General features: G+C 39.3%; 23 protein-coding genes. 11 read left to right on the top strand and 12 right to left on the bottom strand.

The window, feature by feature from the left end:
- The first annotated feature begins 19 nt into the window (after positions 1-19).
- On the top strand, positions 20-796 hold the full coding sequence (locus OQ289_RS19195; protein ID WP_033565423.1) for an amidohydrolase: 777 nt from the start codon (positions 20-22) through the stop codon (positions 794-796).
- A 5-nt stretch (positions 797-801) separates the two neighbouring features.
- On the opposite strand, the gene OQ289_RS19190 is transcribed toward OQ289_RS19195, so the two are convergent.
- Positions 802-1,212: a hypothetical protein gene (locus OQ289_RS19190; protein ID WP_270088375.1), complete on the bottom strand. Its 411-nt coding sequence runs from the start codon at positions 1,210-1,212 to the stop codon at positions 802-804.
- A 107-nt stretch (positions 1,213-1,319) separates the two neighbouring features.
- Here OQ289_RS19190 and OQ289_RS19185 point away from each other — a divergent pair, with 107 nt between their 5' ends.
- Positions 1,320-1,763, top strand: coding sequence for a MarR family winged helix-turn-helix transcriptional regulator (locus OQ289_RS19185; RefSeq protein ID WP_270088374.1), 444 nt, complete (start codon positions 1,320-1,322; stop codon positions 1,761-1,763).
- 119 nt (positions 1,764-1,882) lie between these two features.
- Here the strand turns inward: OQ289_RS19185 and OQ289_RS19180 are convergent, their stop codons facing one another.
- The 4 genes from OQ289_RS19180 to OQ289_RS19165 form a co-directional block, all read right to left on the bottom strand.
- Positions 1,883-3,436, bottom strand: a complete 1,554-nt coding sequence (locus OQ289_RS19180) for an FMN-binding glutamate synthase family protein (protein ID WP_033565421.1) — start codon at positions 3,434-3,436, stop codon at positions 1,883-1,885.
- A 246-nt stretch (positions 3,437-3,682) separates the two neighbouring features.
- Positions 3,683-4,450: a Rossmann-like and DUF2520 domain-containing protein gene (locus tag OQ289_RS19175; protein ID WP_270088373.1), complete on the bottom strand. Its 768-nt coding sequence runs from the start codon at positions 4,448-4,450 to the stop codon at positions 3,683-3,685.
- Entirely contained in the window at positions 4,447-6,915 is a 2,469-nt protein-coding gene (ccsA, locus tag OQ289_RS19170; RefSeq protein ID WP_270088372.1) for a cytochrome c biogenesis protein CcsA, read from the bottom strand. The genes OQ289_RS19175 and ccsA overlap by 4 nt, the downstream gene beginning before the upstream one ends.
- A 25-nt stretch (positions 6,916-6,940) precedes the next feature.
- Positions 6,941-7,360, bottom strand: a complete 420-nt coding sequence (locus OQ289_RS19165) for a cytochrome c maturation protein CcmE domain-containing protein (protein ID WP_033565418.1) — start codon at positions 7,358-7,360, stop codon at positions 6,941-6,943.
- A gap of 253 nt (positions 7,361-7,613) precedes the next feature.
- On the opposite strand from OQ289_RS19165, the gene OQ289_RS19160 reads away from it, so the two are divergent.
- A complete protein-coding gene (locus OQ289_RS19160; RefSeq protein ID WP_270088371.1) occupies positions 7,614-8,657 on the top strand; it encodes a lipid A deacylase LpxR family protein in 1,044 nt (347 codons plus the stop codon).
- Position 8,658: 1 nt separating this feature from the next.
- Here the strand turns inward: OQ289_RS19160 and OQ289_RS19155 are convergent, their stop codons facing one another.
- Complete coding sequence (locus OQ289_RS19155) at positions 8,659-9,900, bottom strand: dicarboxylate/amino acid:cation symporter (RefSeq protein ID WP_270088370.1); 1,242 nt, start codon at positions 9,898-9,900, stop codon at positions 8,659-8,661.
- 159 nt (positions 9,901-10,059) lie between these two features.
- On the opposite strand from OQ289_RS19155, the gene mnmD reads away from it, so the two are divergent.
- Complete coding sequence (gene mnmD, locus OQ289_RS19150) at positions 10,060-10,725, top strand: tRNA (5-methylaminomethyl-2-thiouridine)(34)-methyltransferase MnmD (protein WP_270088369.1); 666 nt, start codon at positions 10,060-10,062, stop codon at positions 10,723-10,725.
- Positions 10,726-10,781: 56 nt separating this feature from the next.
- Here the strand turns inward: mnmD and OQ289_RS19145 are convergent, their stop codons facing one another.
- The 3 genes from OQ289_RS19145 to OQ289_RS19135 form a co-directional block, all read right to left on the bottom strand.
- Positions 10,782-11,279, bottom strand: a complete 498-nt coding sequence (locus OQ289_RS19145; RefSeq protein ID WP_033565415.1) for an FKBP-type peptidyl-prolyl cis-trans isomerase — start codon at positions 11,277-11,279, stop codon at positions 10,782-10,784.
- Positions 11,280-11,299: 20 nt separating this feature from the next.
- Entirely contained in the window at positions 11,300-13,318 is a 2,019-nt protein-coding gene (locus OQ289_RS19140) for a thioredoxin domain-containing protein (protein ID WP_270088368.1), read from the bottom strand.
- A 73-nt stretch (positions 13,319-13,391) separates the two neighbouring features.
- The gene (locus OQ289_RS19135) at positions 13,392-13,883 is read right to left on the bottom strand and encodes a SixA phosphatase family protein (protein ID WP_270088367.1); all 492 of its coding nucleotides are present in this window, start codon (positions 13,881-13,883) and stop codon (positions 13,392-13,394) included.
- Positions 13,884-14,447: 564 nt separating this feature from the next.
- Between OQ289_RS19135 and OQ289_RS19130 the strand changes: the two genes are divergently transcribed.
- The 5 genes from OQ289_RS19130 to OQ289_RS19110 all read left to right on the top strand — a co-directional run bounded on the left by OQ289_RS19130 (position 14,448) and on the right by OQ289_RS19110 (position 19,040).
- On the top strand, positions 14,448-15,251 hold the full coding sequence (locus OQ289_RS19130; RefSeq protein ID WP_270088366.1) for a methyltransferase, TIGR04325 family: 804 nt from the start codon (positions 14,448-14,450) through the stop codon (positions 15,249-15,251).
- A complete protein-coding gene (locus tag OQ289_RS19125; RefSeq protein ID WP_270088365.1) occupies positions 15,248-16,252 on the top strand; it encodes a glycosyl transferase in 1,005 nt (334 codons plus the stop codon). Before OQ289_RS19130 ends, OQ289_RS19125 begins: the two co-directional genes overlap by 4 nt.
- Positions 16,237-16,605: a sugar 3,4-ketoisomerase gene (locus OQ289_RS19120; protein WP_033565410.1), complete on the top strand. Its 369-nt coding sequence runs from the start codon at positions 16,237-16,239 to the stop codon at positions 16,603-16,605. The genes OQ289_RS19125 and OQ289_RS19120 overlap by 16 nt, the downstream gene beginning before the upstream one ends.
- On the top strand, positions 16,602-17,687 hold the full coding sequence (locus OQ289_RS19115) for a DegT/DnrJ/EryC1/StrS family aminotransferase (protein WP_270088364.1): 1,086 nt from the start codon (positions 16,602-16,604) through the stop codon (positions 17,685-17,687). Before OQ289_RS19120 ends, OQ289_RS19115 begins: the two co-directional genes overlap by 4 nt.
- A gap of 261 nt (positions 17,688-17,948) precedes the next feature.
- Complete coding sequence (locus tag OQ289_RS19110; RefSeq protein WP_270088363.1) at positions 17,949-19,040, top strand: glycosyltransferase family 4 protein; 1,092 nt, start codon at positions 17,949-17,951, stop codon at positions 19,038-19,040.
- A gap of 61 nt (positions 19,041-19,101) precedes the next feature.
- On the opposite strand, the gene OQ289_RS19105 is transcribed toward OQ289_RS19110, so the two are convergent.
- Positions 19,102-19,875, bottom strand: a complete 774-nt coding sequence (locus OQ289_RS19105; protein ID WP_270088362.1) for a glycosyltransferase family 2 protein — start codon at positions 19,873-19,875, stop codon at positions 19,102-19,104.
- A gap of 173 nt (positions 19,876-20,048) precedes the next feature.
- Between OQ289_RS19105 and OQ289_RS19100 the strand changes: the two genes are divergently transcribed.
- Together OQ289_RS19100 and OQ289_RS19095 are read left to right on the top strand one after the other, a co-directional pair.
- Positions 20,049-20,777 (top strand): hypothetical protein, encoded by a 729-nt coding sequence (locus tag OQ289_RS19100; RefSeq protein ID WP_270088361.1) that lies wholly within the window; start codon positions 20,049-20,051, stop codon positions 20,775-20,777.
- Positions 20,778-20,779: 2 nt separating this feature from the next.
- Positions 20,780-21,580 carry a glycosyltransferase family 2 protein gene (locus OQ289_RS19095; protein WP_270088360.1) on the top strand — a complete coding sequence of 267 codons (801 nt, stop codon included), beginning with the start codon at positions 20,780-20,782 and terminating at the stop codon, positions 21,578-21,580.
- A gap of 11 nt (positions 21,581-21,591) precedes the next feature.
- Here the strand turns inward: OQ289_RS19095 and OQ289_RS19090 are convergent, their stop codons facing one another.
- Both OQ289_RS19090 and OQ289_RS19085 read right to left on the bottom strand, forming a co-directional pair.
- Positions 21,592-22,689: a glycosyltransferase WbsX family protein gene (locus tag OQ289_RS19090; RefSeq protein ID WP_270088359.1), complete on the bottom strand. Its 1,098-nt coding sequence runs from the start codon at positions 22,687-22,689 to the stop codon at positions 21,592-21,594.
- A gap of 23 nt (positions 22,690-22,712) precedes the next feature.
- Positions 22,713-23,660, bottom strand: coding sequence for a glycosyltransferase (locus tag OQ289_RS19085; RefSeq protein ID WP_270088358.1), 948 nt, complete (start codon positions 23,658-23,660; stop codon positions 22,713-22,715).
- Positions 23,661-23,674 lie beyond the last annotated feature (14 nt).

Here is a 23,674-nt window from a genome sequence, read left to right as displayed (position 1 = left end):
AGGGCAATTATACACATACATGGAAACCATCAAGATTACAACTTTTCAAGCTTATTTGTTTTGGGAGAATATCGAGAAAAACTTGAGCAATATTGCACTACGTTTATCATCACTTCGGGAGAAAACAGATTTGATACTTTTGCCAGAAATGTTCAATACAGGTTTTACGATGAATGTTGAAAAATGCGCAGAGACGATGGATGGGCCTACAATGCATTGGATGTACGAAATGTCCCAAAAATTTGACTGCGTCATAGCGGGATCTCTTATTATACTTGAAGATGGGAAGTATTTCAATCGCTTTGTATGGATGTCTCCTGATGGTAGTTTTGTCAAATATGACAAACGCCATTTATTTACGATGGCAGGCGAACACAAGTATTTCGAACCAGGAAACCAACGCGTCATCTTGCAGCTGAAAGGTTGGAAAATATGCCCGATGATTTGCTATGATCTTCGCTTCCCTGTATGGTCACGAAATCAACACGCTGCATATGATTTGTTAGTGTATATCGCCAGTTGGCCAGATAAGCGTTCCGCGCATTGGCGTAGCTTGATTCCAGCAAGAGCTATTGAGAACCAGTCATTTGTAATCGGCGTCAATAGAGTAGGGCATGATGGTAATGAAATTTATTATTCTGGAGGCTCGATGTGTATCTCTCCAATGGGGGATGTAATCTATTACAAGCCAGAAGATGAAGATTTGTATACATTTACCTTAAATCCTAAAGATTTACTCACTACACGTGCTGATTTTCCATTCTTGGGGGATGCAGATGGTTTTTCTTTACAGTAGTAGATTTAGTATTTATATGGTCTTTCCAATATCGCCTGTTGTATAATTGCTTGACGTAGGTCAAAACTGACTTCCATTTCTCGTTCTAAGCCCACTTCATCAAGATGCAATCGTTTCGTGCGTTCTCTTTGTTTCCTCGCTTGAGCCACCTCAGCAGGAATCTCCTTTGGTAAGTTGGATACCGGTTCTATTTTCTTGTGCACTAAATGTCTCTCTGATTGTTTGAAAACAGGAGGTGATGGTGGTTGGGGCGGGGTATAAGGCTTGGTCGTTTGTACAGGAGACGGAGTAGTTGGCATCGCCTTGGGACGCTTCAAGTTGCGTTTACGATCTTCCTCTTTTTGCTTATTAAAATTCTCGTAAATTTTATAGGCAAAAATAGCCAACCCGATTAATAAAGGTAATATCTGCTCCATATCAGGCTAAAGATAAGTATATTGAAGGAATTAAAAGTAATAATTTTGTTGCTAATCTTAACTTGTTTTGTTTTATTTGCATAAACAACTTAAACCAAACCATTAAAATGATTACCAATGAAACCATTTACACAGAAGATTTTTTTAATTTTCTGACAGGTAAAGCGACTACCGCACTCACAAGAAGGCTCCAGCAAAACCTAAAAGAATCTGGAGTGAGTATTACTTCAGAACAATGGAGTATCTTATACAATTTGTGGCAGGAGGAAGGATTAACGCAGCAAGAGCTGGCAAATCGCACATTCCGAGACAAGCCAAGTGTGACTAGGTTGATTAATAATCTGGAGAAGCAAAATCTAGTGATACGCGTCAATGACAAAGGGGATCGCCGATCTAATTTGATCTATCTGACAAAAGCGGGGAGACAAATTAAATCCAAAGGCTTAGAGCAGGCCTCGAAGACTATATCCGAAGCGTTGAGTGGCGTCTCCGCTGATGCGATTTATAGCGCGCATGATACATTGTCTAAAGTATACTCCAATCTCAAGTAGACCTGTGTTCACTGGCCCTTCCAATGGGGGGCGATGGCTAAGGTCAAACTTCAACAATCACTGAGTTAATATCTAAAAAAAAATCCTGACTACATATAGGTCAGGATTTTTTTAAAAATCTAGTTGAATACTTTCGGAGCAAAGTCTGTATGACTGTTAATCAGCTTTCCTTCCGAACCAAAGTATATTTCTTCAAAACTCATCGTCGTCCTATTATCTACTTTGCGAAAAAATTTATCTGCAGATACGTCATTCAAGGTTTTAAAACCACAGGCTTCCATTATCTCCACCGTGGCGCGGAGTGTATTGCGGTGAAATTGAGCAACACGGACATATTTATTTTCAACATCCAATCCTTTGTAAAGGTTAGGTCTCTGTGTGGCTACCCCTACAGGACAAATATCTTCATTGCATTTCAATGCTTGGATGCAGCCTAGGGCGAACATCATGCCACGAGCGCTATAGCAAGCATCCGCTCCTAAGGCAATGGCCTTCAGTAAGTCAAATCCTGTTACAATGCGGCTTGATACAAGTATCTTGATATATTTTTTTAGACCAAAGGAAATAAGTGTTTTTGTCACGAATGTCAATGCGTCATAAAGGGGCATACCTAGATTATCCGTAAATTCTAGTGGAGCTGCCCCCGTTCCACCTTCAGAGCCATCTATCGAGATGAAATCCGGCACGATTTGCGTAGTCTGCATCGCATGGCAAATATCAATAAACTCTTGTTTGTCACCTATACATATTTTAAAACCTATTGGCTTACCATTGGACAGCTCACGCATATGCTGAATGAATAGCATCATCTCCTCTGGTGTACCAAAAGCACTATGGGCGGGAGGAGACATCACATCCGTACCTGGGATGACGTGGCGTATTGCTGCAATCTCAGGTGTATTCTTTGCCGCTGGTAATATACCACCGTGACCAGGTTTAGCTCCTTGCGAAAGCTTGAGTTCAATCATTTTTACATATGGGCGGTTGGATTTCTCTTGAAAGAGCTTTTCGTCAAATTTACCTTCCTCATTTCTACATCCAAAGTAGCCCGTTCCCACTTGCCAAATAAGATCCCCACCGCTGATATGATATTCACTGATTCCTCCCTCACCTGTATTATGGGCAAAGTTTTGAAGAGCCGCACCTTTATTCAATGCTGTAATAGCCGTTTTGCTTAGTGCGCCATAACTCATCGCTGAAATATTGAATACACTTAAGCTGTAAGGTTGTTTACACTGCGAGTTGCCCACCATGGTCCGAAGATTGTGGTCTTGGATATGGCACGGAAATACAGAGTGCGCTACCCACTCATTGCCAATTGCATTGGGGTCGCTTTGCATACCGAATGCAACAGTCTCTCGTTCATTTTTCGCACGCTGGTAAACAATAGAACGTTGGCGCCTGCTAAATGGGCGACCATCTGTATCGGACTCCCAAAAGTATTGACGCATCTCTGGTCGGATAGACTCAAAGAAAAATCGAAAATACCCGACCAAAGGGTAATTCCTTAGAATAGCGTGTTTGGTCTGGATGGTGTGATAGATCGCAATCAGCAACATCGGAAGTGGGATAATAAGCAGCCAAAACCAATTCGTGGCAAATATCAACCCAAAGGAGATGATAATGAAATTAATTAACGCGATGGCTCCGATGATTAGATTTCTAACAGGCATAATCGTATGATATTATAGTGTTTGGATGTTGTACAGCAAATAGGGTGCTAAAATTTAGGTTAGCAAGTAGGAGATACTTGCCAATCCTGGACACAGGAGCATAAATTTTGTAAATTGAAGCCATATCTGCCGACTTATAATCGATAAATTGATTATGTTATAACGTGACAAAATTAGAAAGTAAACTGGTCAAAAGGAAATATTTGCGCTTCCCAGCGGTGATTTGTTGTTTTTGTAAGGAATACTTTAGTTACCTCTCCTTTTAGCAATTTCTATTGTCAATTGTTGATAGATTTCTTGCCAAGCCCTATTCTCCCTAAGAAAGTTCAAATGCTTGTTTATCGTAATATTGTCATTTCGTATGGCAGGCCCTGTTTGTAACGCTATGGGAGCACTATTTTTTACTTTTTTTGCCGTCTCTTGTATGATGGGAAGCAAAAGGTCGAACGGTAAATCATGTGCTTCCAATATTTCATAGGCAATTTGATAAAGGATGTTGCTGAAGTTGTTGGCCATTACAGCTGCTATGTGAAAAGCTAATCGTTGTTGGCTATCGCATTTAAAAGCCATTGGTGAAAGCTCTTGTGCAAGTTTCCAAAGTCTATCATAGGTTTCTTGGGAGTTGGCTTCCACTCCTATAGGAATCTGCTCCATCGCAATAGCCTGTAGTTTGGAGAGTGTCTGTAAGGGGTAGAGTACACCTGAATGCCCAAATTTTTCAAGTACTTGTATATCTGTCGCCCCTGATGTATGTACGATCACACCATTTAGATTGTTTGGAAGAAGCTCCACTATGGTGGGGATAGCCTCATCACTGACGGCAAGTAGATAGAGGTCGGCATCAGCGAATAGTTGATCCGGTTCATCCACAGCAATAGCATTGACAGTTAAAGCCAATGCGTGTGCATTGGCTTTATTCCGACTGTATATCTGTAAAATCGAATGACCTAGTTGATGTAAGCGTTTGGCCAAATGAGTTGCCACATTTCCACTTCCTAGGATGATGATTTTCATGCTTTTGTTGGTTGGGTTTTTATTTTTTGGTCTTTGACCCGACGATAGATAGACATGATAAATCCAATTGTCATGACTATTGTGCCACACCAGAAGAAGTTGATATAAGGAAATTTAATTGCTTTGAATACAATCCATTTTTTCTCTGGCAGGGGCTTCTGATAGACCATGATTTCAAGTTTATCTTGCTTTGGAAGAATATTGGTGAATCTGAATCGCAATCCCTCCGCTTCTACATCCTTATTGAAATCAAATGTATTGCCACCTTTTATTAAGAAAAGAGGTTCTACTTGATGCTCTTTCTTATCCTTCGCCACTACTTTAATCTTCAAGCCCACGAGTACATCATCTGGTGCTTTAGGAATTTTGTTGATGGTTGCGTCTTTATTTACCCCTTCTATAACGAAGAATCCATTGCGGTATCTTAAGGTGTCACCCACATTGACTTGATAGGTTGCGGGCTCTTCATAATCATCAAAGCTGGATTTCTCTTCTTCTGATTTATTTCCAGCTTGGGTCTGCGTATCCGCTTGGGCAGCAGTAATCAAGGTATAGATATCATGAGTGATGTAGTGTTTGGTTGACGGTGTCCCGATCAGCCCTCCCATTTGTGGATTGTTCTGTGCAAACGGCATCAATAAGAATTGTTCTTTGACTTTTCTTGATTCTTCATCAAGTTGTTCAAATTTAATTTTATAGTATACATTAGGAGGAGCAATACTATCTCCAACATAGGTAATACGGTATTGTCCCATTTGTGCAGGTTCCCCTTCCGTTAAAAACAGATTTTCACCAGGTTTCTCTACTTTGTCAAATCCTGCAACAGCAATATAGCCGCTGTTATTAATCGAAATGACCTCGTTGGTCGCTGCTGCTACTACCGCACCGATAACCAGCAGCCCAAATCCTATGTGAGCTACTGCCGAGCCAGCCAATCTCCATTTGCCTTTAAAGGCATCTCCCAAAATTTGAATATTAGCGATGATACTGTATGTACTTGCAAAAGCAATCAAGATGTACATGAAATTTGTGTATATCTTGGTCACATATACAATTCCTGCAGAAATAATTAAGGCAATGATAAGGGAGGCAATCGTAGCCGCGAAAAATTTACGTGAATCCGTTCTCTTGTATTTTAGGAATTGCGTAAAAGCAGTCAATATCAATACCACAACAGCAAAAGCACCTTGCCATTTATTATAGTGGGGAATAGGGTCAATAGGAGGGGCTACATCTGTATTGAAGATGGCATTATATACAGGGATGGAAGTCGTCGAAATGATTTGGACACAGGCTACAACAAGGACTAGTGCACCAATAAACAACCAAAATTCACGAGAATAAATATCTTCTTCTTTTTGCGTTGTCGGCATATCCTTTTTGCGGACAATCAATAGCACAACCATGATAACGAGAAAGGCGACGTTGAAGATAATCAATTGTCCAGACATCCCTAGACTAGTGAAAGAGTGTACTGAAGTCTCTCCCAATATACCGCTACGAGTAAGATAAGAAGCATAGATTACCAGTACAAAGCTAATTAAGGCAAGAAAAGTCGCTGTAAAGTAAGAGTGACCGGAGTTTTTGTATGCCACCATGACGTGAACTGCCGCAATTAAGGTAAACCATGGGATGATAGAGGCGTTCTCCACGGGATCCCATGCCCAGAAACCTCCAAAATTTAAGGCTTCATAGGCCCAAAAAGACCCCATAATGATACCAACACCCAATATCATTACTGCAAACATACCCCAAGGCAATCCTGGGTTGATCCATTCCTTGTACCGTTTGGTCCAAAGACCTGCTGCGGCGTATGCAAATGGTACAATCATAGAGGCGAAACCCAAGAATAAAGTGGGTGGGTGAATCACCATCCAATAGTTTTGGAGTAAGGCGTTGAGACCTCTTCCATCCTGTATCATTGACAAATAATTAGGGTCGCTGAGGAAAGGCCAATTCATGGCATCTCTTAGCAGGATGAAAGGAGAGCTTCCTATACGATGTCCGAATATTTCTATGCCTAGCAACATAGAGGACAAAAACACTTGACACAGCATGACAAACGTCATTACTGGGCTTTCCCATGATTTGGCTTTGAATAATAAAATCATGGATATTACTACTTGCCAGAAACTCCATAGCCAGAAACTACCTTCTTGTCCTTCCCAGAAACTGGAAATAATATAGTGGGTCGGTAGTGATTTGGACGAATGCGCAAAAGCGTAGTGATATTCGAAAAGGTGATTGTAGATGATGTAAAATAACATCGCACCAATAGCGACCACTGAAATAGCATTCAACCAGGTTCCAATCCGAGCTATTGTTTTCCAAGATTTGTCCTCCGGATTTCGGGTTGAAAAGAAATAACTGATAAATGCTAAAAGAGCTGATCCAAAGGCTAAAATAACAAAGAATTGTCCAATTTTACCTGGAATAAGGTGTTCCCCAACGTAATTTACGTCCATTATTGAAAATAAGTGATACTGCTGATTATTGAATAGAAGCTGTTTTCGGAGTTGCCATTGATTCGGTAACCTCCATTTGATCTTGATTGTATTTAGACGGACATTTCATCAAAATTTTACTTGCATGAAATACATTTCCTTCCATTTTCCCTGTCAATACAATTTGTTCCGAACGCTCGATATCCTGTGGTTTTGCTCCGTTAAATACTACTTGACATTCTGTACTGTCGTTGTCATACATATAGAATGAGAAGTGATTCGCATCTTTAGTAGGCTCATAGATTAGTTTTTTTTCCTTATTCAATACCCCCACCACATACAATTCTGTATTTTTCTCCTTGGCCTGGGTGAAATTTGAATATGTACTCGAATCTGTGTAGATCACTAATATCATGGCTATAGCTACTGCAATGATAACTATTAATACAATCGAACTCTTTTTCATCCGTATAAATTATTAGTAAGTGCTAGTCTCGTTTAAGATAAATGAGGGCATCGCACTTGGTTTTTCTTTTTTTCTGTAATGAAATGCCATCCAATCCAAAGTCGGTGTCGCAATTCGTCCTCATAACTACGTAGTTGTGAAGATTTGCGATGGCTTCATTTTTTATACACTTAATCAAGTGCAAAATTACGAAATACGAATGGAAGTAAGTAAAAAACCAAATCAGGAGCCTTATTTGGAATTGTTTTAAATAATGAGGTTAAAATGTGGATTCGACTTATTCAAAGCGGATAAAAATCCGGAAATAATAATTATCTTGTCCTTGGTATGTACCTATATCCGAATTTTTACAATGTATTGGAGACGTAATCGTGTTTTTCTTAAAGTATTCCTTCTGATTACGATTTGCTTCTCCATGGTGGGAGCATCACTTGCTCAACAACTCAATTCTCATTTTATATCATTGCAGAGCGATAACGATGTTTATCTCATGACTGGCCAAGATCGATATTATACCAATGGATTAATCCTTACATTGGAGACACCACTCTCTCAATCAGCTCTTAAAACAGATCTTCTATCGTTGCAATTGGGCCATCAACTGTATAATGGAATCGAAGTCTATGCGGGTGACGATGTATATTGGGATAGGCCATCTACAGCCTATCTTTTTTTGAACGGACGTTTTCAGCGTGTATTTTCTGATGAATGGATTTGGGCTATCAAGACCGAGGTCGGCGTCATAGGTAATGCCGCCAAAGGAAAGGAAGTGCAAGACTATGTACATCGTGTATTTGGCATGTATAAAGTCCAAAGCTGGGAATCCCAACTTAATACCTCCATAGGGGTGGATTTAGAAGCGAGTCTTGCAAAGCGAATCTGGCGGAGTAGCTCTAATAAAGTTGAGCTTTCTGGTGGTGCTTCATTAAGAGGAGGGATGATTTTCTCCAATGCGACTGCTGAGCTTTCCTTGCGGCTGGGCAAACTATCTAATTTCCATACCTCACATTTCGTGGGTAATGGCAGTTTCTTTGATACACGTTCTGAATACTACTTTTTTTATACACCGAGTTACTCTTCTCAATTTTACAATGCGACTTTACAGGGAGGTCCATTTGCAAAGAAAAAGGAAGATCGTTTTGAAACCATGCCCCATATATGGCGACATCATCTTGGAGTAGCTTATTCCGATTCGCGTATATCAATAGAGGCAGGTGTATTGTTTAACACCAAAGAGGGAAAAAAGATGTATCAAAACCACCAATATGGACAGATTAAGCTAGGCCTTAGGTTCTGAGCTACACATCATTGACATTTGCGAACTTTTCTCCCGAGAAGCGTGTGACCAGCATGGCAGCCATGGTATCTCCAGTAGCATTCAGTACTGTTGCTAGCGGATCTACTAATGTGCCGATAATCATCACGGCAGGGATGGCCTCTGTAGGTAGCCCATAAATAGAAATCATTAGCATTTCTCCAATGTATCCCCCATTAGGGATACCTCCAGCCACAATACTGACCAGTACCGTTATTGCAACAGCAATAATCATAGTCGTTGGCTCGAAAAAATCCCACCCAATCAGTACAAAAGCAACATATATTTTCAAAATGGAGGAGAGGGAAGACCCATGTTTATGAAGAGTAGTGCCCAGAGGTATCACAACATTTGATACAGAGCTGGGGATGCCCATATGTGGTGCCGCATTTAAATTAACGGGCATAGTGGCCAAGCTGCTACATGTTGATATAGCTGTGAAGGAAGGTAAAATGTTGTTTTTCCAATAAGATTTTATTCCCTTCCGACCGTTTGCAATAAATACGTACATCGTAAAGAATACAAAAAAGTAGATGATTCCATATCCATAATAAATCGCCATGGGTTTGGCATAGATATCGAAAAGCTTAGGGCCTAAGTCATATACTTGAAATGAAAAATAGGCTCCCAAGCCGATTGGGGCAATTTTCATAATCAATATCAACAGGTTTTTCATGACTTCATTGCCTGCGTTGATGAATATGATAAAAGGGCGTGCCGTATCACCTGTTTTGCGAGCGGCAATACCGACTAAGAAGGAAAAAATCACAAACGCCAACATACTTTGTCGTGACAGTAAGTCTGCGAATTCTCCCACCGTTAGGAAGCGAACGATACGGTCTCCCCATGTTTCATCCGGAGCTAGCAACACCGAATCGGACGGTTGCACCTCTTTGATGACCTGGTCAATGGGGAATAGTTTGAGTACGACAATCATGCTGATAGCAGCAATGACAATGGTTGTTAAGAAGACCAATGCCATTACGGTCATAATCCTTCCCAAACGATTATTACCCTCAATGTTAGCCACTGAAGACGAAATGGCGAAAAATATAAGTGGAATAATAGAAACAAAAAGTAAATTGAGAAAAATATCTCCGAGAGGCTTGATATAGGGGACAATGTCCTTTGCAAAGATTCCGATTAAACAGCCAATCGATATGCCAAGCAAGAGAAGGAGTAGGCTCCCGTAATTATCTAAAAATGTTTTGCCGCTGCTTTTCATTTAAGTTTGATATAAACTTAGACAAAATGCTTTATATTCCCGATATGTCGTTGCAAAAAAGTGAAACAAATCATAGCTTTTGTAGGCCAGACTATATTTTGCGATATACTGTCCCATTTACTCCCTAATTTTTCTAAGTTTGCTAAAATTTAAGTAGTAATGGATTTAGTAACAACCGGCGACGGGTCTAAAACCCTATATAATGCAGCCGTAGGTGAGTGTTATCACTCTAAGCACGGAGCGGTGCAAGAAAGTAAACATGTATTTGTGAATATGGGACTGGATTATTTCTTGAAACAATATGAACGGAAGCAGGTCTCCATTCTTGAAATAGGGTTCGGGACGGGACTTAATTTCATCCAAACCTGTTCCTACATCTCGTCTACAGATATCCAGCTTAGCTATCTTGGTATCGAGGGATTCCCCTTAACGTTGGACATTGTGCAAGAGATGGGATATGGCGAATATGTATCGACCGTCCTTTGGCAACAATTTTTAGATAACTATAGCGCTTCATTCACCGAACCGACGAAGGTTACAGCGCAGATCGATCTGCACATTGCACAAACGTTGCTTTTAGAGTTTAAGACCGATCGGCAATTTGATGTAGTCTATTTTGATGCATTTGCAGCCGTGCACCAACCTGAGATGTGGTCAGATGAGTCTTTGTCCCATATTGCGCAATTTATCAAGCCCGGAGGTTTGTTTGTGACCTATGCTATTACCGGCAACTTGAAAAGGAGTATGAAGGCACTGGGCTTTAAGATAGAGAAAGCTCCGGGTGCTCCTGGGAAAAGAGAAATGCTTAGAGCAATAAAGCTATAAAATACAAAAGCCTCGAAAACATTTTCGAGGCTTTTGTATTTTGAAGTACAGGCAGCTTAGTGGCTGTGTGTACCATCAGGTCCATGTGAGTGTCCGTGAGACAACTCCTCTTCAGTAGCTGGACGAACAGAGAGAATTTCGATTTCGAAATGTAGATTTTTTCCAGCCATCGGGTGATTCAAATCTGCTACCACAGCTTCTGGAGTTACTTCAATTACTACTGCACGAAATTGGTTTCCTTCGTTGTCTTGAAGAGGAAGAACCTCTCCTACCGGAGGTAGACCTGTTTCATTGAACATGTCTGCTGGTAATTGAGCGACCGCACGTTCGTCTTTTTCACCATATGCATCAACCGCAGAAAGTTCGAAATCAATTTTATCGCCAACATTAAGGCCTGCAATATTTTCTTCAAATTTTGGAAGCATCATGCCTACGCCATATAAGAAGTCCAAAGGATTTTCATTATTGGTTTGCTCTACGAAAGTTTTTTCACCGTTTTCAACTGTGTGAAGTGTGTAAGTCAACGTTACTACGTTGTTTGGTGCTATTGCCATTGGAATTAAATTATGGGAGATCAATCTCTCCCGTTATCATTTATTAAATTCAGTAGTGAAGCAATCGAATCCTGTGGAAGACTGCATGTTTTATTTTTGCAAAGGTATGCTTTTGATTCAATACCTTGTCTATTTAATAACAAGGGAAGGTTACTTTTTGTTCCTCCCAATGTGATTTTATTTGGAATGTAGTGCTTGTCTAGCAGCTTTCTCCATGTTACCGCGTCTTTTCCCGTTAAGGCAATTTCGTTTTTCCCGTAGATTTCTTCAAGCAGTAGGATGGCCCAATTGGAGTATGCCGATCCGTAGGATTTGATCTGCGGAAACACGTTAGCTAACAATTGGTCGGCGATTGCCGTATAGTTCTCTTCATCCAGCAGAAGGCCTAGATTTTTCAATTGTCGACCTATCGTAGAATTAGAAGAAGGGATGACATTATCCATAATTTCACTTTTTCGGGCAATAAGTTTTTCCGATTGGTCGGCCGTATAGAAAAATACCTTTTGCTCTACATCATAGAACAATTCAATTGCCTTGTCCAATAGGATATGGGCTTGGGTCAACCAGTATTCCTCGAAAGTCGTCTCATATAAAGTGACGAAGGCCTCGATGGTAAAAGCATAGTCATCTAAGAATCCCCCGATTTCGCGGTTGTGGTCCTTGGGTTGGTGCAACATAGTACCGTCGGCTTTGACAAGCTCTTTAATAATGAACTTCGCATTTTGAAGCGCTAGCCGAAGGTATTTTTCATTGTCAAATACACGATATGCATCTAGCAGCCCTTTTAGCATCAAGGCATTCCAGGTCGCTAGTTGTTTGTGGTCCAATCCAGGGCGCACCCTCTTCTCGCGATAGGTGTATAATTTATTCTTGACCTCTTTCAAGTAGATGTCCCATTCATCAGGCGTATACCCCGCATCCAATGCCATGATATCTGCTTCTAAGTCGATAAAAGGGATATTAGTAGATTCCTCTGTCCAATTTCCTTCGGCTGTAATATTAAAATAGGAGATGAAAAGTTCGGCGTCTTCCCCTAGGATGTGTTCTATTTCTGTTTTAGAAAATGAATAATATTTGCCTTCTACCCCCTCGCTATCTGCATCTAATGCACTGTAAAAACCCATATTCTCCGCAAACATCTCCCGTTCAGCCCATTCCACAATTTCATCTACCAAACGTTTGTAAAAGCGAAGTGGACGCTGTTGGTAGGCTTCAGAATACAGAGACAGGAGCTGTCCATTGTCATAGAGCATCTTTTCGAAATGTGGAATGTGCCAACGGGAATCCACAGCGTAACGGGAGAAGCCGCCTCCAATCTGGTCGTAGATTCCACCTGAAGCCATTTTTTGTAAGGTGAAATGTACATGATCTACAAGCTGTTGATTGTTGGATAGCACACCATATCTCAATAAGAATACCCAGTTATTGGGAAGCGGAAATTTGGGAGCTCTGCTATACCCACCATCTTGTTTGTCAAATAGATCAATCCATGGATTGACGATGTCTAAGAGATCCTGCTGTGTGTATTGTTCCGGAATCGGATGTATAGGAAGCTGTTCGCTACGATGTATGCCATTGGTCAATTTGCTCGCATATTCAATAGCGACTTGGGGTTGTTCCTCCCACATTTGAGCGATTTGCAATAGGATATTCTGCCAGTCATGAGGCTTGAAGTAAGTCCCTCCGTAGATTGGCCGGCCGTCAGGTAAACAGATGCAATTCAATGGCCAACCACCAGCATTGGTCATGAGTTGAACGGCAATCATGTAAATCTGGTCTATATCTGGGCGTTCTTCACGATCAATCTTAATGGGGACATAAAATTTGTTCATCGTCTCCGCGATGGCTTCATTTTCGAAGCTTTCTCGCTCCATTACATGACACCAATGACAAGCTGAATATCCAATGCTGATGATAATCAGCTTGTTTTCGTTTTTTGCTTTTGTCAATGCCTCTTCACCCCATGGCATCCAATGTACCGGATTATGGGCATGTTGTTTGAGATAGGGAGAGTTTTCAAATTGGAGTTGATTTGCCATAAGATATTAAAGGTACAAAACCCCACCCTTTATACAAAATCTCACCTATGGGAGGAGGGGGTGATGTAATATATTATGCTAGCACCTTGATCAGATTCGAACTGTTAGCACTTACGTGCGCAAAATCAAAATTAGCTGGTAGTTCGATAATGGCAATGTTGACGGTCTTGAGGTCTACAGGCCGATTGGTGAGGTAGTCCACTAAGTCAGACAATCCAGGATTGTGGCCAAAAACCAATACTTTTTGGAAAGAAGACGGAACACTATTGATTACCTTCAAGATATCTCGATGATGAGCCTCATAAATATCACGCTCCAATTGGATAGCAGCTGGGGAATAGCCAAGTATATCTGCAAAAATATGCGCAGTCTCCAACGCCCGATTAGCCGTTGAGGAGATGAACAAGGTCTGTTCGTCTATTTGTAGCTCACCAGCTAGTTCGAGGGCAATTCGTTCGGCTCTTTCCTTTCCCTTCGAGATTAGATGACGTTCAAAATCACTTTTCGTAAAAGAGTGCTCTTCAGCTTTTGCATGACGGATGATGTAGAGTTTTTTATTTGGCATGTTATATTGCTTTACACTAAATGGTCTATGTGCAAGATAAGGCTTTATTTTTTATCATTTTGATGGGTGAAAAAGAAAAATAATATATTTAAGAGAACCATATACAAGTAGTGTATAAATGTATTATTTTTGTTGCAAATAAACTATCATTTGACATAGACGTCTAAGGAATCTTTTATAGTCTCTCTTTACTATTGTATAGTGTGGAAAGAAGGTTAAAAGGTGCACTTCATCTCTCAAAGAGAATGATTGGGACGGAGGATATGCGCTCTTGTTAGGGAAAGATGTTGTTGATTTTGAGGAAATAAATTACGGATTCACTGTCGTTTTTTTGTTGAATATGTTACCAATTTAAACCGTTGCTTTATACTGTAGTAGCATTTTTGCTATTACTTTCGTCATGCTACCAAATAGATGTTTCAATCTAAGGTATGGTAGATTATTAGTTTTTGTTTCTTTTATATAAGGTTGCTTACTTTTCAACTTGGTCTAGCGTTATGTGCTTGATTGCTTGTTGTCTGTGTGGATGTCTTTTGTGCATTACAATTATTAATGGAATAAACTATGAAAAGATTTTTCTTCAAAAAGAAGAATACCCCCAAGCCTATACCGACAAAATACGGGTGGTTTGGAAATTATGTCTCTTGGAGTGCAGCTCAAGAGGAGACCTCCGGTTATGATCAGCTTAACATTTTGGAAAAAACTAGGTTTTCTTTAGCAAAGGTACGCGATGGTGAAGCCGTATATGAACGTGATTCAGTACTTTTTGATAAAAAAGAATATCCGTTTCCCGTTATAAGCAGTCTTTTATATATCGCTGCACAATGTGGTAATAGCTTGCGGGTGCTTGATTTTGGAGGTTCGTTGGGAAGTACATATTTTCAAGTTAAAGATTTTTTGAAACCCCTCAGCAGTCTGCACTGGCATATCGTTGAACAGCCTTCTTATGTTGATATAGGGAGGGAGGAATTTGAGAATCATCAGCTTAAATTCTATCATACAATTAGCGAAAGTATTGCAGAGGTTCGTCCAGACGTTATCTTGCTATCTAGTGTTGTACAATATCTAGAATACGCGCATCTATTCTTAGAAGATTTAAGTAAAATGAAGTGTCCGTATTTATTATTCGATCGGACAGCCTTTGTTCGATCGGGTGGAGACCGTCTTACTATTCAGCGAGTTCCTCCTGAAATATATGAAGCATCTTATCCCGCTTGGTTTTTTAATGAAGAGCAATTTCTTCAGCATTTTACACAGTATATTATATTGGCTGATTTTTCATCTTATGTCGTGGGTGAAGCAGATATGTATATTGACGGGGAGCTAGCGGGATATGACAAAGGATTTTTATTACAACACACCTTATGATCAATTATTGTACCCTATTCGATTCTCGATATCTGTCTCGAGGACTAGCCATGTACCATTCTCTAGAACGATACTGCCCTAGCTTCCATCTTTATATTTTTGCCTTCGATGATGTCTGTTATTCAACATTACGTAAGCTTCATCTACAATATGCCACAATAATATCACTCACGGATTTTGAAGACGAGCAATTGTTGGCCATCAAACCCACACGTACAGAGGCTGAATATTGTTGGACCTGTACTCCCTCGATTATCAAATATGCCATACAGACCTACCAACTTGATTCTTGTACCTATTTAGATGCTGATCTTTTATTTTTCGCAGATCCTTCTGTTTTACTTGGCGAAATGGGAGAACGCTCTGTGCTAATTACCGAGCATCGCTACACCCCGGAATATGACCAATTTGATTCCAGTGGTAAATACTGCGTACAATTTATGTGTTTCAAGGATACCGAAGAAGGGATGACTGCACTTGAATGGTGGCGCTCTTCTTGCATAGCGTGGTGTTATAATCGTATTGAAGAAGGTAAATTTGGAGATCAAAAGTATTTGGATGATTGGGCAAGCCGTTTTAAAGGTGTACACGAGTTAAAGCATTTAGGAGGTGGAGTAGCACCTTGGAATGTTCAGCAATATGATTTTGAACATAGAGATGGTATCCTGTATGGAAGAGAGACGGCAACTGCTATTGTTTTTCCGGTAGTGTTCTATCATTACCATGCATTTAAATATGCAGAGGCCAATGCTTTCTTACCAACATCCGTATACAGACTTTCGGAAAATGATTTACAATATATATATGGCCCTTATGTATATGCTTTAAAAGCTGCCGATCGTGCATTGGCTAGAGTTGAAGCAGCTCGGAAATTTCACGAGGCAATTGAAATACCGCGAATACGTAAATCTCTTCGCCGTATGTATCTCCTATTCATTAAAGGACAATTTAATCGCTATTATCACCAATCTTATTTCTTACGAAAATGGCTTATCAGCTAGATTTGAAAACATTCACCGATGAGAGGGGCAATCTTACGGTAATCGAAAAGGTAGTACCTTTTGATGTAAAGCGGATTTTTTACATTTACGGCGTTAATGAATCCGTTCGGGGGGGGCATCGGCATCATAATACTTTACAAGCTGCTATTTGTATTAAAGGCAGTTGCGAAATCTATAATAATGACGGTAGTCATGAACATACGTTTTTGCTAAATAGACCACATAGTTGTTTGATATTGGAGCCAAAGGATTGGCATCGGATGTACAATTTTACATCAGATGCTATACTCATGGTTTTAGCGTCCGAATATTTTGATTCCAACGATTATATATACGAACCTTATATTAGATGATAGCATACGAAAACTTAAAAAAAAGTAACCAAACCTTTTTTGAGGAATACCATGAAATATTTAAAAGTACTTTAGACAGTGGTTGGTATATTTTGGGCAAAGAGGTAGAGCAATTTGAAATTTCATTTGCAAAATATTGTGAGGTAGAGCATTGTGTTGGAGTAGCCTCAGGGCTGGATGCAATGGTATTGGCATTTAAACAACTCGACTTTGCTATTGGAGACGAGGTTATCGTGCCGTCAAATACCTATATAGCCTCGATATTGGCAATCCTGCATTGTGGGCTGAAACCGATTTTAGTAGAGCCCGATATTTGTACTTATAATATAGACCCTTTAAAGATAGAAGCTGCTGTTTCATCTAAAACGAGGGCTATACTGGCGGTGCATCTTTATGGTAAGATGTGCGATATGGGGATTATAATGGCTATAGCAGAACGACATAATCTTTGTGTGATAGAAGATTGTGCACAGGCGCATGCAGCACGGTATCAAGGAAAAATGGCAGGTAGCTTTGGAGACTTTGGTGCTTTTAGCTTTTACCCAACCAAGAATTTAGGGGCCTTGGGAGACGCCGGAGCGGTGACTACCAATAGTGCAATTGCATCCCAAAAAATACGAACACTGCGCAACTATGGTTCATCAATAAAATACGTCAATGAAGAAGTAGGATATAATTCGAGATTAGACGAGTTGCAGGCCGCTTTTCTTTCTGTCAAGCTGAAATATTTGGATAAGATTACTGCGCATAAGCGAAAGTTGGCTTCCATTTATATGAATGAGATTAACCCCAACTTTGTATTGCCCATTATCCAAGAGGGATTTGAGGACGTGTACCACATTTTCGCTATTAGGCACCCGCAAAGAGATCGGTTGCGTAACTATTTATCGGATCATGGGGTTAAGACAGAAGTGCATTACCCTATACCCCCTCATAAGCAAAAGGCCATGGAAGGAGTGTGGAAAGGAGGTGAGTACCCTATATCAGAGGAGATACATCAAACTATCCTTAGTTTACCAATATCCTATGGACATACAGAAGAAGAGATTTTTCGTGTCGTCCAAGTCATGAATCAGTTCTAGTAAATTTTTTATATATATCCAGTTGTTTTGTCAATCTTTTGGAATTAATCTGAGTTTTTAAAATTTTTAGCTTTATTTTTGCCTCTTCCAACATTAGAGGAAAGGGTGAATGTAAGTTAGGCGTGGATATTTTTCCAAACAAACGCGACCTAAACTGAAAAATCTTCATTGTATCTTATCAAATCATCGCTCTTTCTTTTATAGTTTTTTGAGGTATAAGCTATGCGTTACCTTCTTACTAAAACAATAATACCCTTTGGAATGAAAGTATTGTATGATTATCAGATATTTACGGCTCAGAAATTTGGTGGAATATCTAGGTATTTCGTTGAATTGATGCGAGGTATTGACGCGGTAGATGGGATTACCTATTCGCTCGACGTATTTGGTAATATCAATTATTACTTGCCCAATAGCAACCTGAGACAGTTCAATTTTGCTGAAAAGCTAAAGAAATACCCTCGTAAAGCCCATAAAATCCTACACAAAAATAGAGCGGTTATTGAAAGCCAACTTAATGGGGACGTAGATGTTTTTCATCCTACGTACTTTGACCCCTATTTTATTGAATCATTGAAGAAGCCGCTAGTTATAACCGTTCATGATATGACGTATGAGAACTTACCCGAATTTTTTCCGCCGGGAGACCCCACCGCTTATCAAAAACGACTACTAATCAATAAAGCAGACAAGATCATTGCGATTTCGAGGCAGACAAAGGACGATATATTGAAATACTATGGCATAGCCGATGACAGAATAGAAGTGGTATATCATGGAATAGACTTGACTGACGACATCTTTCATGAGGAGGTCGAGGGCATCCCCAAGGAGTATATATTATATGTTGGTAGTCGATATGGATATAAAAATTTTAGTTTGTTTATCCGAGCATTTGGTATTTTGGCCCGACGACATCCGAATCTTAAGTTGGTCTTGGCCGGAGGGCCGCTGGAAATAGCTGAAAAAGAGCACCTGTATAGACACCATGTTTTGGATAGGACGGTACAAATAGCCGCTACCGATAACCAACTGAATACATTGTATAAAAATGCGTTGTACTTTGTCTACCCGTCTATGTATGAGGGCTTCGGTTTGCCCATACTAGAAGCATTTAAAAATGAATGCCCAATTTTGTTGAGCGATGCTAGTTGTTTTCCCGAAATAGCCGAAGATGCCGCTGTCTATTTTGAAACAGAGGAATTGGATTCTTTGGTAGAAAGAATGGAGTACTTATTGATGCACCCTGATTATCGTCTCGATCTAATAAAAAAAGGGCGCAAACAGTTGCAACGATACTCACTAGACGATTGTGTGGATAAAACTATCGATGTTTACCAGAAATTAATCTAATATTGCATGTGTCCGTCCCTTTTTTCAAGCATGATGCTCAGGATAATGTTGCAGGACACATCTACTTGAATTTTTTCACGCCAAGGGCCCTCAATATCTTGAACCCTTTCGATGATTTTATCCTTTCCAAAGCATGTTCGGTCTGCTGAATATCCAGATAGTCTTCATAGAAAAGTGGGAAGGTCTTTTGGAGAAAATGTTTTCGTTCTTCAAGCATTATGGGGACATTTTTTGGGTCAGCACTCATCCCGTCCATGTCGAATATTGCAATAGTTTGTTCTATATGTTTTGTTGTAACATTCTCTTTTGCAATCACCTTAACCATGAAGGCCCAATCTGCAGCAATTTTATACGTTAAATCATAAGGCCCAAAATCTTCAAAAAGCCGTCTTTTCATGAATGTTGATGGATGACCTAGAAAATTGTGAAACAAGAATTTAAAGCTTAGTGATTTTGGAAATTGGTATACATATGGACTTTCCTTGTCGTCAATCATAAGATTGCCATAAATCACATCTTCAAGACGTAAATCAGTAAAGATTTTTTCGATGGTATGCGCTTCATACAAGGTATCTCCACTGTTCAGAAATAACAAGTATTCACCAGTTGCTAGCTTTATACCTTTATTCATGGCATCATATACACCTGAATCTTTTTCTGATATCCAGTTGTTTATACGGGTGTTGCTTGCAATAATGTCTTTACCTCCATCGGTAGAATCGCCATCTATAACAATATGTTGGAAATCTTGAACGGTCTGTTGTTGTATGGATTGTAGCGTCTTTATCAAGCCCAATTTGTTATTGAGATTAATAGTGATAATCGATAATTTCATGAACGGAATGCTAAAAAATGCTTATCCATTATATGGATTAATATTTGAATTTATTAGCAAGTATAAATATTTATTCGTCAATTTGGGGTATATTTTATTTTCTGTTCTTGCTATAAAATATATCTGACCTGCTTAAACAGGTGTTTTTTTGAAAAATATTACTGACTAGATGTATGAATAGAAAGAAATATCTCTCTTTTAGTCTTTGGGGAGAGCTTCCTCTTTACACGATTGGAGCGGTCAAAAATGCAGATGCATTGCAGGATATTTATCCTGGGTGGAGTATGATTGTTTTCCATGATAAGAATGTTCCAGATGATATTTTGGATAAACTCAAGGAGCGAAACGTAGAGTTGGTATTGATAACCGACGAATCTATTCATCCATTGTTTTGGAGATTTTTTGTGGTTGATAGAGAAGACTGTGAACGAGCCATTTTTAGAGACGCTGATTCTCGTATTTCAAAAAGAGAGGCCTTAGCAGTAGGAGAGTGGATTGCCGATGGTACGATTCTTCATGTGATGCGAGATCATCCTTTTCATCAGATTCCATTTGGAGCCAGCAAATTGGGGATTCTTGGAGGAATGTGGGGAATTAAATCCGGATATCTTAAAATGTATGACTTGATTCAACAATTTGTCGGTCGTCAACAACATCAAGAATACGGCGTCGACCAAACTTTTCTCGAAACTATTTATCAAGATTTTCAGGATAGCAAAACGGTGCATGATGAATTCTTTGAGGGTAGAAAATTTCCCATCAGTAGAAAAAAATATAGATTTGTAGGTGAAAGAATTGATGAGTCTGAAGAACCTGTTGGAGACGACTGGAGACATATTAAAGAATATTACAAAAAGAATAAACCTTCGTTTTTGCAAAAAATCAAATCATTATTTAGCTAGACATGCCTTTTTTTAGCATCATTATCCCCACTTTCAATTCGGCAAGAACTATTGAGCGCTGTATTGAAAGTATCATTAAGCAGGATTGGGTGGATTATGAAATCATTGTACAAGATGGAGGATCTACCGATCAGACAAAAAGCTTAGTCCAAAGATTTGGTGATAGGCGTATTATTTTTAATTCAGAAACTGACGAAGGCGTCTATGATGCGATGAATAAGGCGCTACGAAGAGCGAGAGGGGATTGGTTTCTGTTTTTAGGTAGTGATGATGCTTTATTTGAAGACCATACTCTAAGTAGTTGCGCCCCTTATTTGACCTGTGCTGATTCCAAACTTGTATATGGCAATGTAATGATAGATGGAGGTACACCATGGGCAAAGGATGGAGAAATTTATAAAGGTGAAATACCGCTTGAAGATTTTCTTCGACACAATATTTGTCATCAATCTATATTTTACCATCATACACTTTTTGCTGCCAATAACGAATATAACACTCAGTACGCAGTTTGTGCTGATTATGATTTTAACTTGAGGACAATCTCGACCACTAACCCCATATATATACCCTTGACTATTGCACGGTTCGCAGGAGGCGGACTAAGTTCTACACAAGGAGATCCTAATTTTGAGCTTGACAAATGGAGTATTATTGTTGCTCATTATGGATGGAAAATTGCAAATTCAAAGTTTAAGGTATATAAAAAGAAGATAAGAGAAACAGCCTCTCGCTTTATTAAGGAAGGTGATGTTAAATCTGCAATACGAGCACTAATAATTTATATAAAACTAAAATTCTAGAAAAAACAAGCTCACAGCTTGTTTTTTCTAAATGCCTCAAGATAAGCGCGGCCATTTTTTAAATCCGGTTCCATATGGTTGCCCTCGGCCCATTCATTCCATGCATTGATAAAAAATATTCTTTCATCGCCTTTAAAGTTCCTATCGGTAAAATTTGCCACGAAGGATACCCATTTGCCAAACTTTTCCGGAGTTGATTCATGGTAGATTGTTGCGCCAGTCGATCGTCTAGCAGAGTTATCCCAAGCCGGAGTTATACATCTAAACTGCTTGTAGGACTTTTTGGGCTTGTCCATCATTTTTTCGACTAATTCGTCATAGCTGTAGACATTGTTTTGGAAATGACCACTACGCCTAAGACCTGTTTTATGTAAGATTTTTGTGAAGACATATTCAATTGGATTCTTTTTTAAAAACTTCTTCCTGGCAAGCCCAAAATCCGGGGCAAACTCCATACCAGCATCGAATCCATGTGTTTTTGGATCTATATTTTTTTCAAAGTTCTCTACCCTAATCAAATATAGGTCTTTAAATCCTGCTTTTTTAACTTCATCCCTCCAAAGTTGAACAGCTTCATTGATTTTGGGGTGGAGTTCACTCCTATACATTACTAAAACTGGACATCCATCAATTGTTATATACCTTTCGTCTTTAAAGAACTGTATTAAGTAATGTATGTGCTTTCGATCGTCATCTAAATTATAATCTTGCGCTATCAATACCGATTTTTCAGAACCATCCCAGATTCTTGTCCAATTTTCATTAGCCCAGCAAAGACAAAAAGGCAAGTCTATTTTTTTTGATGCCAACATCAATTCTAATGGTTTTTCCATAAGTAATTTTCCGCTGAACCAATAATGATAATAGCAAAAGCCGTATATTCCGTATTCTTTTGCAAGTTGAGCTTGCTGTATAAGTGCTTCTTCTAACCTTAAATCATAAAAACCCAAATCTTTGGGCAATTGAGGTTGATAGTGCCCTTTAAACTTCGGTGTTGATTTTGCTACGTTTCTCCATTCAGTGAAGCCTTTCCCCCACCAATCATCATTTTCAGGAAAGGGATGGAACTGAGGTAAATGGATTGCAATGGGTTTAATGTCGTTGCTCATTTTTTTATAAATATGGAGTTCACTTATCGAGAATGTCGATTGAAATCAGTTTGGTAACCTTTTGTAGAAGGGTGAAGATCTAATTTGAATCCATCTCTTATGCCCGAGATTACCTTCTTAATAAAGGATCTTTTTTCCTGATTGCTTAAATCTCTTCGTTTAAAAATTTTTTTAATTAAGCGCCAACGGTTTTTAAGCGCCTTGTAGATATTTCCTTTATATTTCCTACAGAGCCATATTCTATTTCGAGTCATATAATATTCATATACTTCCCCTCTTGAACTGTCTGTTTGATAAGCGCTAACATCAGTATTGATAGCAATTTTCCAGCGGTTGGACTGCTTTATTCTGTAACACCACTCTGACTCCTCGTAGTACATAAATAAATGTTCGTACATAAATCCAATATCTTCCAAAACATCCCATCGAAAAAGCATTGCACTTCCATTTACATAATCAATGTTATAGTTTAGCCCAGTTAGTGATACATCTTCAAGCATGGATAAGCAATTAACATGCCCTCCTTCAAATCCCCTTTTTGGAATAAGTAACCCTCCGTCCGAGAAAATCATGTCCCTTTGGTTATTAAACATGATTCTAGGACCAACCACAGCTAAAGAGGGGTCTTGAGCGATAGTTAAACAAAGTGTGTAGATACAATCGGCATCGATATGCATATCTGGATTTAATATTAAAAAAAAATCCTTTCCATCGGTTTTAGCTCTTCTTATTGCCCAATTATTGGCGTGAGCATAGCCTAAGTTACTTCCCATTTCATGGAAGAAAATATTTTTTACTCTGCAATAGTCTTCAAGTTTTTTTGCATCGGTGGAGTCATTGTCAATAATGTAGAAAGATGTCCTAGTGAAGCCTTCACCTAGTAATGTATCGACTTGACGTTGGACCTCGGTACTTGAATTGTAGTTCAGAATAATTATGGCGAGTTCGTCTAATACGTGATTTTTGTCCATATTTGCAATGTTAC

It is taken from the genome of Sphingobacterium sp. SYP-B4668 (assembly GCF_027627455.1).
Lineage (GTDB): Bacteria > Bacteroidota > Bacteroidia > Sphingobacteriales > Sphingobacteriaceae > Sphingobacterium.
The sequence above is the reverse complement of the archived record's forward strand: the minus strand, read 5'-3'. Positions and strand labels throughout refer to the sequence as shown.

Coding starts and splice junctions, on each gene's coding strand:
- OQ289_RS19195 (WP_033565423.1), top strand. CDS start 20: ATGGAAACCATCAAGATTACAACTTTTCAAGCTTATTTGTTTTGGGAG.
- OQ289_RS19190 (WP_270088375.1), bottom strand. CDS start 1,212: ATGGAGCAGATATTACCTTTATTAATCGGGTTGGCTATTTTTGCCTAT.
- OQ289_RS19185 (WP_270088374.1), top strand. CDS start 1,320: ATGATTACCAATGAAACCATTTACACAGAAGATTTTTTTAATTTTCTG.
- OQ289_RS19180 (WP_033565421.1), bottom strand. CDS start 3,436: ATGCCTGTTAGAAATCTAATCATCGGAGCCATCGCGTTAATTAATTTC.
- OQ289_RS19175 (WP_270088373.1), bottom strand. CDS start 4,450: ATGAAAATCATCATCCTAGGAAGTGGAAATGTGGCAACTCATTTGGCC.
- ccsA (WP_270088372.1), bottom strand. CDS start 6,915: ATGGACGTAAATTACGTTGGGGAACACCTTATTCCAGGTAAAATTGGA.
- OQ289_RS19165 (WP_033565418.1), bottom strand. CDS start 7,360: ATGAAAAAGAGTTCGATTGTATTAATAGTTATCATTGCAGTAGCTATA.
- OQ289_RS19160 (WP_270088371.1), top strand. CDS start 7,614: ATGAGGTTAAAATGTGGATTCGACTTATTCAAAGCGGATAAAAATCCG.
- OQ289_RS19155 (WP_270088370.1), bottom strand. CDS start 9,900: ATGAAAAGCAGCGGCAAAACATTTTTAGATAATTACGGGAGCCTACTC.
- mnmD (WP_270088369.1), top strand. CDS start 10,060: ATGGATTTAGTAACAACCGGCGACGGGTCTAAAACCCTATATAATGCA.
- OQ289_RS19145 (WP_033565415.1), bottom strand. CDS start 11,279: ATGGCAATAGCACCAAACAACGTAGTAACGTTGACTTACACACTTCAC.
- OQ289_RS19140 (WP_270088368.1), bottom strand. CDS start 13,318: ATGGCAAATCAACTCCAATTTGAAAACTCTCCCTATCTCAAACAACAT.
- OQ289_RS19135 (WP_270088367.1), bottom strand. CDS start 13,883: ATGCCAAATAAAAAACTCTACATCATCCGTCATGCAAAAGCTGAAGAG.
- OQ289_RS19130 (WP_270088366.1), top strand. CDS start 14,448: ATGAAAAGATTTTTCTTCAAAAAGAAGAATACCCCCAAGCCTATACCG.
- OQ289_RS19125 (WP_270088365.1), top strand. CDS start 15,248: ATGATCAATTATTGTACCCTATTCGATTCTCGATATCTGTCTCGAGGA.
- OQ289_RS19120 (WP_033565410.1), top strand. CDS start 16,237: ATGGCTTATCAGCTAGATTTGAAAACATTCACCGATGAGAGGGGCAAT.
- OQ289_RS19115 (WP_270088364.1), top strand. CDS start 16,602: ATGATAGCATACGAAAACTTAAAAAAAAGTAACCAAACCTTTTTTGAG.
- OQ289_RS19110 (WP_270088363.1), top strand. CDS start 17,949: ATGAAAGTATTGTATGATTATCAGATATTTACGGCTCAGAAATTTGGT.
- OQ289_RS19105 (WP_270088362.1), bottom strand. CDS start 19,875: ATGAAATTATCGATTATCACTATTAATCTCAATAACAAATTGGGCTTG.
- OQ289_RS19100 (WP_270088361.1), top strand. CDS start 20,049: ATGAATAGAAAGAAATATCTCTCTTTTAGTCTTTGGGGAGAGCTTCCT.
- OQ289_RS19095 (WP_270088360.1), top strand. CDS start 20,780: ATGCCTTTTTTTAGCATCATTATCCCCACTTTCAATTCGGCAAGAACT.
- OQ289_RS19090 (WP_270088359.1), bottom strand. CDS start 22,689: ATGAGCAACGACATTAAACCCATTGCAATCCATTTACCTCAGTTCCAT.
- OQ289_RS19085 (WP_270088358.1), bottom strand. CDS start 23,660: ATGGACAAAAATCACGTATTAGACGAACTCGCCATAATTATTCTGAAC.